The 13003-nt window shown below is 35.8% G+C and carries 14 protein-coding genes and 1 other annotated feature (1 of these 15 running past the window's edge); of the genes, 5 read left to right on the forward strand and 9 right to left on the reverse strand.

Annotation, left to right across the window (positions count from 1 at the left end; translation table 11 throughout):
• Positions 1 to 36, reverse strand: a binding site (T-box leader) (it extends 197 nt beyond the left edge of the window).
• Positions 37 to 91: 55 nt separating this feature from the next.
• Positions 92 to 856 carry a TrmH family RNA methyltransferase gene (locus MHB55_RS13400; RefSeq protein WP_144535481.1) on the reverse strand — a complete coding sequence of 255 codons (765 nt, stop codon included), beginning with the start codon at positions 854 to 856 and terminating at the stop codon, positions 92 to 94.
• 173 nt (positions 857 to 1029) lie between these two features.
• Here MHB55_RS13400 and sspI point away from each other — a divergent pair, with 173 nt between their 5' ends.
• On the forward strand, positions 1030 to 1239 hold the full coding sequence (gene sspI, locus MHB55_RS13405) for a small acid-soluble spore protein SspI (protein WP_144535479.1): 210 nt from the start codon (positions 1030 to 1032) through the stop codon (positions 1237 to 1239).
• Positions 1240 to 1271: 32 nt separating this feature from the next.
• Here sspI and MHB55_RS22290 read toward each other — a convergent pair whose 3' ends face one another.
• Both MHB55_RS22290 and MHB55_RS13410 read right to left on the reverse strand, forming a co-directional pair.
• Entirely contained in the window at positions 1272 to 1334 is a 63-nt protein-coding gene (locus MHB55_RS22290) for a hypothetical protein (RefSeq protein WP_445678252.1), read from the reverse strand.
• 31 nt (positions 1335 to 1365) lie between these two features.
• Complete coding sequence (locus tag MHB55_RS13410) at positions 1366 to 1956, reverse strand: DUF2441 domain-containing protein (protein ID WP_340863424.1); 591 nt, start codon at positions 1954 to 1956, stop codon at positions 1366 to 1368.
• 189 nt (positions 1957 to 2145) lie between these two features.
• On the opposite strand from MHB55_RS13410, the gene MHB55_RS13415 reads away from it, so the two are divergent.
• Together MHB55_RS13415 and MHB55_RS13420 are read left to right on the forward strand one after the other, a co-directional pair.
• Complete coding sequence (locus MHB55_RS13415; RefSeq protein ID WP_144535475.1) at positions 2146 to 3540, forward strand: FAD-binding oxidoreductase; 1395 nt, start codon at positions 2146 to 2148, stop codon at positions 3538 to 3540.
• 1 nt (position 3541) lies between these two features.
• Entirely contained in the window at positions 3542 to 4525 is a 984-nt protein-coding gene (locus MHB55_RS13420; RefSeq protein ID WP_191696782.1) for a bile acid:sodium symporter family protein, read from the forward strand.
• A 505-nt stretch (positions 4526 to 5030) separates the two neighbouring features.
• On the opposite strand, the gene MHB55_RS13425 is transcribed toward MHB55_RS13420, so the two are convergent.
• Both MHB55_RS13425 and MHB55_RS13430 read right to left on the reverse strand, forming a co-directional pair.
• Positions 5031 to 6341 (reverse strand): DUF4179 domain-containing protein, encoded by a 1311-nt coding sequence (locus MHB55_RS13425; RefSeq protein ID WP_340863425.1) that lies wholly within the window; start codon positions 6339 to 6341, stop codon positions 5031 to 5033.
• A complete protein-coding gene (locus MHB55_RS13430; protein ID WP_340863426.1) occupies positions 6334 to 6858 on the reverse strand; it encodes a sigma-70 family RNA polymerase sigma factor in 525 nt (174 codons plus the stop codon). The genes MHB55_RS13425 and MHB55_RS13430 overlap by 8 nt, the downstream gene beginning before the upstream one ends.
• Positions 6859 to 7038: 180 nt before the next feature.
• On the opposite strand from MHB55_RS13430, the gene MHB55_RS13435 reads away from it, so the two are divergent.
• Entirely contained in the window at positions 7039 to 7479 is a 441-nt protein-coding gene (locus tag MHB55_RS13435; protein ID WP_340863427.1) for a DUF4362 domain-containing protein, read from the forward strand.
• Positions 7480 to 7653: 174 nt separating this feature from the next.
• Here MHB55_RS13435 and argF read toward each other — a convergent pair whose 3' ends face one another.
• The 4 genes from argF to MHB55_RS13455 form a co-directional block, all read right to left on the reverse strand.
• On the reverse strand, positions 7654 to 8619 hold the full coding sequence (gene argF / locus MHB55_RS13440; protein WP_340844589.1) for an ornithine carbamoyltransferase: 966 nt from the start codon (positions 8617 to 8619) through the stop codon (positions 7654 to 7656).
• Between the two features lie 148 nt (positions 8620 to 8767).
• Complete coding sequence (locus tag MHB55_RS13445) at positions 8768 to 9856, reverse strand: M42 family metallopeptidase (RefSeq protein WP_154310443.1); 1089 nt, start codon at positions 9854 to 9856, stop codon at positions 8768 to 8770.
• Positions 9857 to 9960: 104 nt separating this feature from the next.
• On the reverse strand, positions 9961 to 11874 hold the full coding sequence (locus MHB55_RS13450) for a DUF2207 domain-containing protein (protein WP_340863428.1): 1914 nt from the start codon (positions 11872 to 11874) through the stop codon (positions 9961 to 9963).
• A gap of 75 nt (positions 11875 to 11949) precedes the next feature.
• The gene (locus tag MHB55_RS13455; RefSeq protein WP_144535461.1) at positions 11950 to 12435 is read right to left on the reverse strand and encodes a dUTP diphosphatase; all 486 of its coding nucleotides are present in this window, start codon (positions 12433 to 12435) and stop codon (positions 11950 to 11952) included.
• Between the two features lie 92 nt (positions 12436 to 12527).
• Here MHB55_RS13455 and MHB55_RS13460 point away from each other — a divergent pair, with 92 nt between their 5' ends.
• Positions 12528 to 12911, forward strand: coding sequence for a sigma-w pathway protein ysdB (locus MHB55_RS13460; RefSeq protein WP_144535459.1), 384 nt, complete (start codon positions 12528 to 12530; stop codon positions 12909 to 12911).
• Positions 12912 to 13003 lie beyond the last annotated feature (92 nt).

Here is a 13003-nt window from a genome sequence, read left to right on the forward strand (position 1 = left end):
ATTCTCATATATACTTTTCCCGATGACAGCTTTTCTTATTTATTAAATTATTATCTATTATACGGACTTTTAAACATTTCATCAAGGGCATTTATCTCAAAGTAAGTCCATAAAGAAGAATTCCCGTTGCCACTGCAACATTTAATGATTCTGCTTGACCAAACAAAGGGACAATAATATTTTGGTCGGTTTGTTCCAACAAATCCGCTTGAATACCGCTTCCTTCGTTTCCTACTATCAATGCAAACGCATCACTTTTCTCTACTTCATGGAACGGAGTAGAGTTTTCAAATGCTGTTCCATATACTTTTACATTTTTGTCTTTCAGCTGGTCCACCCAATAGCTTAATTCACCTTTTAAAATAGGTATATGAAAATGAGAGCCTTGTGCAGATCGTAGTGTTTTGGAATTATAAGCATCTGCTGATCCTTTGCCAAGAATGACTGCGTCTATTCCAGCAGCGTCGGCTGTACGAATCATCGTACCAATATTTCCAGGGTCTTGAACCGCATCAATCAATAACAGCCTTTTCCAACTTCCCTGTTCATCTAACTTAGCTGTACTTTGTTTACAATGTGCAAAAATCCCTTGAGTATGCTCTGTTTCGGCAAGCTCTTTTTTGATAACATCATTAATCTCAACGATTTCCAGATTATCAACGTCCCATGTTACAGGAATTTCACTAGTATCACTTAGCATAATAGTTAAAACATTTTCTTTTTGTTTAATTGCTTCCTCGACTAAATGATATCCTTCAATGATAAATTCTCCTGTTTTGTCTCGCTCTTTTCGAACACTAAGTAATTTCTTCCAATGTTTAACTAAGGAATTTTGTGGAGATTCAATTCGTTTCATGTTATGTACCGCCTTTTTCTTATATACCGCACAAAAAATAATACAGCATCTTTTCTTTTGTAAAAAAATTATATCACGTTAATCTATTACTTCATATTTATCTTCCACGAATTTATCAAAATCATGTATACGTGGCAAGACATTGGGAAAGATAAAGAAAAGGAGTGATGAAAATGGATTTTCAAATTCGAGAAGCAATAGCAGCAAACCTAAAAGGAAATTCCGCTACAGATATTAAAGAAGTCGTGGAAGATGCGATTAACCGAGGAGAAGAACATTTACTACCTGGTCTTGGCGTAATTTTTGAAAAATGGTGGAAAACTGCTGATGAATCGAGCAAACAAGCAATGCTAAATAATGTTTCTACTGCATTTGCTCAATAAGTTTAAGTAATTGTTCAGACCGTAGACTTAGTCTACGGTCTATTTATTAATTCAATATTAGTTCCATGACCAGAGCTAGGCAAACTTTGGTCCATAGTGTCGTACCAAATTTTCACCTTATCCCCATCATGTATACTCTTTTATAATCTCTATCACTTCAATTTTTCCGTCTACTAACAGCTCAGGTAATTCACTTTTTACGTTTCCCTTCCAGTAATCTCTTGCTTGTTCAATTTTTCTTGAAAACGAGGCTCCATCCTCCTTTGGCAAAAGGCTAGCATCTCCCTCAAAGGATTTACCAAAAACTCTTAAGCTAACAAGTTGTAAAACCTGCCGATTATAGGAATTAAATATTTCCACCCATTTTAAAGCATCCTCAAAGTTTTTCGTCGCATATAAACAAGAAAGTCTAGAAGGGTAATCCGGGTATTCTTCTAATCTCACCATTTCTGCTACCGTTTCTCGTATTGCTCTAGTTGTTTGGTCAAAATATTGACGTCCTACTTCTGAATCTTCTTTAGTTAATTTCAACCCTTCATCCGTAAATTGGTTCTGAAAAATTTTTATAAAATCCTCACCTTTAGAATTTAAATGCTCTCTTTCAAAAAAGAACCTATACAAAGTATTCCTTTGATTCTCTTCAAAATTAATTATCTGTCCTACCTTCATCTTTTTCCTCGTAACAATATGATAAACAATTAGTCCATTTTCTATCATAATATTCTCCTTATTTAATAAAATATAAAACTAGTTATTTTAATTCACTAAACCACTAAATTAATTTAACTTTTGCGAAAATTATCCTTGATTTCTCCGATATACTGTATATAATTACTCTATGAGTTTGAATAATTAGAAAAGTTTCAAAAGATATTATATTTAAATTATAGCAAAGAGGCGAAGTGTATGAACATTATGGTGGAAAATATTGTAGAAGCATTGAGTGAACATCTAGAGCAAGACCAGATTTCCATCAATCAAACTATTAGAGAATTACATGGGAAAGATGAATCCTATCACTCTATAAGTTTACCAGACGTTGTCGTTTTCCCTAGAAGCGCAACAGACGTTAGTAATATTATGAAGACTGCTAGTAGACTTAAAGTTCCAGTAGTACCTTTTGGACGTGGAACAAGTTTAGAGGGTCATGTCATACCCTACGAAAATGGTATTACCATTGACTTTTCATTGATGGACAAAATTTTAGAGATAAGAGAAAACGATTTACTGGTGAAGGTCCAACCAGGTGTTACGAGAACGCAGCTTAACAAAGAATTAAAAAAATATGGCCTGTTCTTCTCTGTTGACCCTGGTGCAGATGCAACTCTTGGGGGCATGGCTGCGACTAATGCTAGCGGAACTACCACCGTCAAATATGGAGTAATGAGAGATCAAGTAAGAGATTTAGAGGTAGTGCTTGCTGATGGAACAATCATGCATACAGGTAATTTGGCAGCTAAATCTGCTTCTGGTTTTCATTTGAACGGATTATTCGTTGGATCAGAGGGCACTTTAGGATGCTTTACAGAACTAACTTTAAAGGTGTATGGCATTCCTGAATTTACAACTGCTGCTAGAGCAACCTTTCCTACGGTCAAAAATGCAGTTGAAGCTGTAACTTCAATATTACAGGCGGGTATTCCCATCGCACGTGTAGAACTTGTGGATGAGAGCTCGATTCGTCAAGTTAATCATTTTAGTGAAACTGATTATGCTGAAAAGCCTACGTTGTTTTTAGAATTCCACGGCAATGAAGCTGGACTCACTCAAGATGTCGAGTTTACCCAAGAAATTGTAAAAGACCATGGCTGTGATGATATTCAATTTGAAACAGATAATACCGCACGAACAAAGCTTTGGGATGCTAGGCATAATTTAGCTTATGCTTATATTCACGGAAACGTCGGTAAGAAAATGATGGTTACAGATGTGTGTGTTCCTATTTCAGAATTGGCCGATGCGGTTATATTTGCTCGTCAGGAGCTCGATGCTATCGGATTAACAGGAGGACTTACTGGTCATGTCGGAGACGGAAATTTTCATGCTCTGCTCATGATTGATATGAATAATCCCGAGGAGGTACTGAAGGCACAGAACTATAATGAAAAGATTGTTCTTTATGCTCTCGAACGAAAAGGAACTTGCACTGGTGAGCATGGGGTAGGTGTCGGAAAACAAAAGTATCAGGCGGCAGAACATGGCGAGGCTCTTCGAATTATGGAAAAAATTAAAGTTGCTCTCGATCCGCTAAATATTTTAAACCCAAATAAAATAGTAAAACTTGAAAGTGACGGTGGGTAATATGAAAATTTTAGAAAAAATCAGTAGCTTTGCCGGAAAGTATTTTGCCATCTGGGTTATTTTAATAGCAGTAATAGCTTTCTTAATACCAGAAGCATTCCTACCTTTTGGCGGCTATATAACTATCCTACTTGGAATAGTAATGTTTGGAATGGGACTTACGCTTAGAGCAGTTGATTTTAAACTGATCTTAACAAATCCCAAGCCAGTACTAATCGGTGTAGCAGCACAGTTTATAATCATGCCTTTAACTGCCTTTGCTATAGCTTACTTACTACAGTTACCTAGTGAACTGGCAGCTGGTTTGGTTTTACTTGGCTCTGTGCCAGGGGGAACTGCTTCTAACGTAATGGTTTACCTAGCAAAGGGAAATGTACCACTTTCAATTACGATGACTTCGTTCTCAACTCTCTTGGCGCCTTTAATGACACCGGTTCTTCTATTACTGTTAGCAGGCCAATGGATGCCGGTAAATGCCATGGACATGTTTATGTCTATTGTACAAGTAATTATTGTTCCAATCGTACTTGGATTACTCATAAAAAAATTACTACCAACAGCTGTAGAAAAAAGCGCCAATATTGTTCCATTGATCTCTGTATTAGCTATTATTATCATTGTTTCCGCAGTAGTTGCTGGTAATGTAGACAATATTGCTTCGGCTGGTCCATTAGTTTTTGTTGGGGTTTTCCTTCATAACGGAGCTGGGCTATTGCTTGGCTATTATGCTGCAAAAATGATGAAGCTATCTAAATCAGATTGTCGTGCTATTTCCATAGAAGTTGGTATGCAAAACTCTGGTTTAGGAGTTGCACTAGCAACTGCACATTTAGGTCCACTAGCCGCTCTTCCAAGTGCCTTAGGAGCCGTTTGGCATAATATTTCAGGACCAATTATAGCAACTGTTTGGTCCAAGAGCGCAGGAAAACAAGATAAGGTTGAGGTTGAGTCTATTCCTCTAGAAGGTAAGCCATCACAGATTTAAATATACACAACTAAAAGAAGAGGCTGGAACAAAACCCACCTTAGACATCTAAGAGTCCCGAAAATTTACCGAATAGTAAATTTTCGAGACTCTTTTCTATTACATAGTCGGTGTTCTCCGCTACTGCGGACGCTTTCGCGGGGGCACGGGGCGAGCCTGTAGTCTCTCACACGCGCTTGTCTCCTAGGAGGTCCCGCCTTCACTCCGAACAACTTTAATTTTCTTTGATATCAAGTGAAAACTGTATATAATTTCAGATATAAAAAAGGATATCTTTAGTTAATTTTTTTTCAAAACGAAATTCATTCAGAATGAAGTATCCTTATAGTTAGGGATTATTATAAGAAGCAACTCACAGCATTTTTACGTCGCATGGTTCTACTTATTTTCCATCCTCTTTCTATTTAAGTTTTTTAACTCCAAAAATCATGTTATTTGCTCTTCTTCCAATATAATCGATCTATATTTTGATTTCCCCAACTTTTTCCTTCACTAAAAGATATGTTTATTGCTCTGGGACTTCTATTTCATACTCTTCATACATGATAGGCTTTGGATATTGGAAAGTAACTATTTGAGCCTTTTCTAGTTCACTTACTTTGAAAACTTGTTTAAAGCTATTTCCTTCAATCCTTTGCGCGAATGGAGAATCCTCAAGCACTAAACTATTCCCCTGATCATCCTCTAGCCATAATGGATTTCTAGTAAGTCTATTATCGTAAATTGAGTCACTTTGTATATCAAAATAGACAGTTATCTGCTCCTCATTCGACTGAATCTCTGTAACAAGAATATCTCCGAAATCCCCTTGACTTAATGTAAAAGGATATTTTTGTCCTTTTAAAGGTATGATGACCTTCTCTAGGGCAAATTTGTCCTCCAGCATATAAGGAATAACTCGAACCTTTTTAGTTCCTTCCTTCAGTGGGCTAAAGAAATAGCTTAATTGCGTAGTAACGATGCCGTTTTCAGTATCACCGTGACCATTTTTCCCTAATGGATCCAATATATTTCCACCATCATCAACTATAAAGAATTCTATATCATAAGGCTCTAAATTCGTTTCTTTCTCCTCTGACATTACATTTACGGCAAGATCTGTCCCAGCAGGACCAATTTTCAGAGAGCTTATTTTGACTTCTGCTTCATCAATCATCTTCACTACTTCAGGGCGTATCACAATTACTTCATTCGATTGTTTTACATTGTATTCGAACTTCCAAGTGCCAGGTATTAGACCAACAGCATCTATCCTCATGCTAAGCTCAAATTCTTCTGGTAGCTCCTCTGTTGGATTTATTTCTATCATCCCTTTATACTTTTGTGGAGTTATAAATTTTCCAGATGAGCTAGAACTGAAATTTATTTCTTTTCCGTTTACCTCAATAGTTGGTCTTTCCAGCTCTCCTATAGCAAACAATGATTCTTGTGTGTAACCTAATACTAGTCTTGTTCCATCATAAAAAATTTCGTTTATTGTTAAAGTAATTCCACTATCCTTTGTAGACTGGTCGATAACTTGTGTTAAACCCTTCTGTCCGGCTATTTGTAAACCTTCATCTTGTACATCATTAAAAAATGTACCAATTAGTGGAACCTGGGAAGCAATTTTGGCCATTGCAGGAGAAACACTAGCAGTTCCTATAAACACACTTAATGCGACTGCTGCTCCCACAGCACTATAGGACACTATCTTTATCATTGATCTTTTCTTTTTGACAGGTTGGACGGTGTTTTTTATGATTGTATCTAGTTTCTCCAGTGGCACATGTATTTTATCCATTTCCTTTTTTAAATCTGGCCATTGCTTACTCATTTACACAATCCTCCTTCAATGTGTCTCGTAAAATATTAATACCTCGATGTACATTTGTTTTCACAGTTCCCTCTGGATATTCTAATATTTCCGCTATTTGCTTGATGGAATAGTCCTGATAAAACCTTAGCACTAAGACTGTTTTATATTTTTCATCTAATTTCATGACTGCCTCCAATAAATCCATATCCTTCTCTGAAGAGAAATAAGGATTTACTTTCCGCTCTATCGACTCTCGGTCCATCGGAACCACTCTATTTTTCTTTTTAATATGATCAAGTGAAGTATTTATAAGAATGCGAGTTATCCATGTTGAAAAGTATTCGTCCTCTTTTAAATTTTTGAGAGAAACGAAAGCTTTATAAACAGTTTCTTGAAAAACATCTAGGACGTCTTCTTCATTTTTCATGTACATGAAAGCCATTTTATAAAGCTTTACTTTTTCCTCATCAATTAGCTCTTGAAATGCTTTATGATTCCCCTTCTTTGCTTTTTGCACTTTCTTTATATCCGACAATTTAGTAATCCCCCTTTCTTTCTAACTGTTAGATAAAGCAAGGATGTAAAACGTTTCATTATTTTTCACTTTTATGTACGATTAATAATTTTTATTGGAAACTGTAATACCATTATCTCTATTTTTATAAATGTAACATTCAGGAAGCGTTACCGACTAATACTAAAAAGGAGCTAAGAAATGAAAAAGAAGTTAATGTTCATTTTTGTTTTTGCAATGTTACTGATAGGATGTCAAGAAGAGGGGTCTGTCATTCAATCACGGCTACCATCGTTGCCAGATTATACACCTAGTTCAGAGGACATAGTTGATACACATGGAGACTTGCAGAATTTTAATAGATTTGAGGAGTTTCTAAGCAACTTGAATAATGAACAAAAAGACAACCTTCGTATAGTTACTTATACCACAGAAGGAGACCCTATACTTCGTGATCTAGCATACGATGGAAACGTTATTATCTCTAAATTAGATACAAGAAGAGATCATTTTGGAGCAGGTAGCTTGAAGACAACATCTTGTTCATCCTTAGTCACTGTCCTATCCAAAACGAGAACGGATTACGAGCTAGAAGGCTGCCAGGACGAGTATGACAAGAACGTACTGGTCATCCATCACTAACAAATGGTCCTCTCTATATTTGTATCATTAAAATGAAGAAAAATAATAAAGAGTGATTCGGCGTCTCCCGAATCACTCTTCCTATGTAGCGATGAAGTCATCCTTCTAGATAAGCGACATCGCATATATATAAACTGTAGGACACACCCTGTCGTTACAGTTTATTCAATACTTTTAAGCCATTAACGAAGCAAGTACGGCTTTTTGTGCATGCAAGCGATTTTCTGCCTGTTGGAAGATATATGAGTTTGGTCCATCTATGACAGATGTGGCCACCTCCTCTTCTCGGTGGGCTGGTAAGCAATGGAGAAATATATAATCTGGCTTTGCATTTGCTACAAGCTCATCATTGATCTGATATTCCTTAAATTCCTCTAAGCGCTTAGCAGCTTCTTCCTCCTGTCCCATAGAAGTCCATACATCTGTATACACTACATCTGCATTCACTACTGCTTCTAGGGGATCATTAGATACAAATAATGAGCCTTCATTATCCAATGCAATAGCCTTGGCCTTTTCCATAATTTCTTTATTCGGTTCATAGCCTATCGGTGTTGCAACTGCTATATGCATACCCATGTATGCTGCCGCTATAACTAAGGAATGTGCTACATTGTTTCCGTCTCCAACATATGCTATCTTTAGTCCCTTCGTATAGCCCTTTACTTCCTGCACAGTAAGTATATCCGCTAATGCCTGGCAGGGATGATAAAGATCTGTCAATCCATTAATCACTGGAATACTCGCATGCTCAGCTAGCTCTCTTACCATTGCATGTGAATTGGCACGAATCATAATGCCATCTAAATAACCAGATAAAACATGAGCAGTATCATATACAGATTCTCCTCGCCCAATTTGTAAATCACGTGCATTCATGAACATACCATTACCGCCTAATTGCTTCATTCCTACTTCAAAAGAAATTCTTGTACGAGTAGAATGCTTTTCAAAAATCATCCCAAGTGTTTTACCTTCTAACAGCGGCGGGCATTTCCCTGCTTTCGTCAACGATTTTAAATTTGTGGCAAGCTCTAGTAATTCACTCACTTCCTCTTTTGAGTAATCCAAGAGAGTTAAAAGGTCTTTTCCTTTTAAGCTATCAACCATTTTCAGATTTACCCATTCCAATAGTTTCATAAATTTAATCCCCTTCTTTTCCGTATCCTTCTGTATTTTTTATTATAAATATGAATATTTATAAAGTCAAGTGGATTTATATACATTTATTTATACATAAAAAAGACTAATGAGGAATACTATTGCAACCTTCATTAGTCTTTTATAATTAGTTAAAAGTAATATTATTTACTGTATCACGGTCTAGCTTTTTAATAACTTCCACAATTAGCTTAACTGTATTCTCATAATCATCTCTATGCAGAATTCCTGCATGTGAATGAATATAACGAGTAGCAACTCCAATCGATAAACATGGTACCCCGTTTAATGAGATGTGCATGGATCCCGCATCTGTTCCACCGCCAGCAATTGTTTCGAATTGGTATGGGATATTATTTTCTTCGGCAGTATCCACTACAAAATCACGTAAGCCTTTATGTGAAACCATAGAAGCATCGAATAGAACGATTTGTGGGCCGTCTCCCATTTTACTTGTAGATTCTTTAGGTGAAATTCCAGGAGTGTCACCAGCGATACCCACATCAACTGCAAAGCCGATATCAGGGTTAATTTTTGCTGTAGACGTTTTAGCTCCACGAAGACCTACTTCTTCTTGGACGTTCCCGACACCATAAACGATATTAGGATGATCTTGACCTTGTAAATTTTTTAAGACATCAATAGCAATGGCACAGCCAATACGGTTATCCCATGCTTTTGCAAGTAATAGTTTTTCATTGTTCATAACAGAAAACTCAAAATATGGAACGACCATATCTCCTGGCATTACTCCCCATGACATTGCTTCTTCTTTAGAGGATGCACCAATATCAATGAACATTTCTTTAATATCAACTGGTTTTTTACGAGCCTCTGGGCTTAGAATATGCGGTGGTTTCGAACCAATAACACCTGTAATGGTTTCTCCCTTACGTGTAACAATCGTAACACGTTGAGCTAGCATTACTTGTGACCACCAGCCTCCTACTGTTTGAAAGCTTAAAAAGCCTTTATCATCAATCTTAGATATCATAAAGCCTACTTCATCTAAATGACCAGCGACCATAATTTTTGGGCCATTGGCATCACCAACTTTTTCAGCAATCAAGCTTCCAAGATTGTCATATTCAATTTTGTCTGCATAAGGAGCGATATACTTCTCCATCACTTGACGTGGCTCACGCTCATTACCTGGTATTCCTTTTGCGTCGGTCAAATCTTTAAGCATTGTTAATGTTTCATCTAATTTCGTCATTATTTCGACCTCCTAAATATACTCATCAACTAATTATATGACAAATTGAATGCATATTCAAAATATTTATTAAAGAATCTTCAAGTTTTCTAGTGATAAAATAACTAGTCTGCACCAGCGCCTCCTCCACCGTCACCAGAGCTACCTCCACCATCAGAGGATGAAGTTGAGGAACCTGAGGAACCATCACCAGAAAATAGGGAACCCTTAGTCCATCTCCATGAATCCATTACATAATTCATAGGATCTGTTTCTACTAATAACAAACCTGCCAATGGAACTGTGGCCATTTCAAGAGGGAAAGTTTGTTGTCTTCTTTTAAACAAATACGCTCGAATAGCCCAGCTTTCTTCAGAATATAAAGGAACATTCTCTTTTTTACGCTTTCTCAGTGCTCTTTTAAAAGTTCTTATAGAATCTTTAGCTCTGACCGCATTCATAGATAAAATATTCCTTGGAACAGCAATATATAAAACAATGAAAGCAACCAATAAATTAAAGGTTTGATTGAACAGTTGTTCATCTACCAGTTGTGCGCTTGCAAAAAACATGAATGCTATATATAAAAATAGCCATAGTTTAGACTTTTTCTTTACCCATAGTATTACAATATACACCAAGGAAACACCTATAATCCATGCTATCCCCCAACTGCTTCTTAAGTCTACAAAATAGGCAATAGAGAATAGTATAGCCAGTATAATGGTCGCCATACTTAAAATAGTAAGTGGTATCTTATCATTAAAAGCTCCAGCTTCTTTCATCTCGGATTCAACTGCCGATTCCCATTTTTTTTGCTTTTCTTTAAAATCTCTTTTTCGATGAACAAAATAGTCATTTTGACTTTTCTCTTCTCTAGCCGCGCCAGCTATATCATGCAAATTAAATTTTGATTTAATCGATCCTTTTCTTGATGAGAATAACCAATTTATCATTATATTTTCAAAATCAGCCTTAGCGATGCTTCGATCGACCAACTGAAACTCAAGTGTCTCTTTTGGTGATTTGGGATCATTCTTGAAACGAACCGCTGCCTTTCCTTTCATAACTTTTAATGCTCCATTTTCTACTAATGAAAATAAACCTGCCAAAAAGCTTTTTCGACTGGTGTTACCTACGGAGTCCACAAAAAAAAGATATAAAACATCCGTATCTAGGATATCTCTTTCAGATCCCCTTCTCCAAAAATGTCTCTGTGGCAATAAGATTATGAATAATAATGCAGTCACTAGCAACCCAATAATTATTTTGGGAATGAGATTCTTTATTTCTCCCATCCCCTCTAATCGATTGTACGTCTCGTCAAATGTTTGTTGTTCTATAGCAAAAGCATCACTTAACGTTTGAGATGACTTAATCTTCGACATACCTGTCATCACTGAAGATGGAAAGTAAAAACTAGTCTTGGTTGTAGAATACGCCTCTGATTTAGGAGTCACAAACCTAACCCCATATTGATTTTTCTCACGTTTTACCGCATGCCGATCAAACATAATACCATCAAAACGATCAGGATTCATTGGTTGCGGAAGGATAAAATCAATTGTAACATTCTCATAGGTTTGATAATGAGCGTTCCCATCAAAGTAAGTCACTTTTAGCTCGCTATAATTTTCATAAGACTTTACTGCATCCTTTAGTGTATAAGCATAAAAAAAGGATACCTTTTCATTGGATTTATCAATAATCGTACGAAAATAGTCATTTTCATAGGATACACTTAATGGAATCATCGATTCTTCTCCTACAAAACCTGGCTCCATATCTAGACTTTTAAGCTCATAGGAATAGAAATTTACTACCCTATCATCGTATGTATCAGGAAATTCTCTATATAGGTTGGTAAAGGCCCCATCAAAATTATAAGTAAATACCTCATTAACTAATAAATCGCCGTTTGGTTGTATCCAAGATTTAATGTGTACTTTGTCAATGCTGAATGATTTTGCTTCTGCCACCGAACCAAAGGAAAGAAAAGCGATCACTAAAGATACCAAGAAATATAATAACTTTTTCATAAAGCACCTCCCATACCAATATTATCAAGATACATATCGTACGGAAAATACTTAAAAAAGTTTCACATTTAAAACTTAATAGCCATTTTTCTGTCTTTCATAATTGGTTTCATTTTTGGATATATAGGCATTCAGCACTTCTTCACTGGAGAAACCAAGTTTTTCTGCTATAGCCCCATACATAATCCATACTTTTTCATATCGATTTTCTGATGGATTAGTAAGAAAATCTAATATAGCTGAATTTGTCATAAGAAAAATCTCAGTTATTTCTTGTTTCAGATTAGATTGTGGCCAAACCTCTAGATAATCCAGTTTTTTTTCTATACCTAATGATAATAAAAAATGAATAGAATCTACGTATTCTTCTAAGATTACCTCTCTCTCAGACGCTCCTTTATTGCTCCAAAATTTAAAGCATCTTGTTTCATTAGCCAATTCTGCTAATTCTACGATTAATGCTAAACCTTTTCTTTGAAATACATCCTCATTTACTTTCATATTTGTTTCAATATAGCTGTCTAATTCTCGTTGCATTTTAAAAAGTTTTTGTAAATTCATATTTTCCTCCAAAAAATTTAATTTATTTTGAAACCAAACTACTTCTTATATCGTATAGCAATTATCATGTATTTTACAAGGAGGACATTTTAATGGTCCATATTTTAAGATTACTAATAATTGCATTAATAATATATTTATTTTATAAAATTTTGCGATACTTATTTGATCCTAAACGAAAGCTAGACGAAGCCTATGAAAAAGATCAGTATTATTACTATGATGATATTAAAAACGTTCGTAAAAACTTCTTTATCACTTACAAGGGCGCAATGTTTGAAGGTGAAAAATATCTTGGTACTACCGAACAGGCTTTTGAGGTAGTATCTATTTTCATTTGGATTAAAGATCCTTCTAAGCTTCAAGGATTCACAAAAGAGGATTTCTATTTCCTCCAAAAAGAAATACTAATGAATTACCCTGACGCTACAATTAATTGGAAGAGTCCAATCGAGCAGCTGATGAAGGAAGAGTAATAATTATAAGGAAGAGCTCTCGAAATAATTTCATTCGAGAGCTCTTCCTTATAGAATTTATAGGAATTGTAATAGGATGCATTAATAGAAGG

The sequence above is a fragment of the Psychrobacillus sp. FSL K6-1267 genome, from assembly GCF_038003265.1.
GTDB classification, from domain to species: Bacteria; Bacillota; Bacilli; order Bacillales_A; family Planococcaceae; genus Psychrobacillus; species Psychrobacillus faecigallinarum.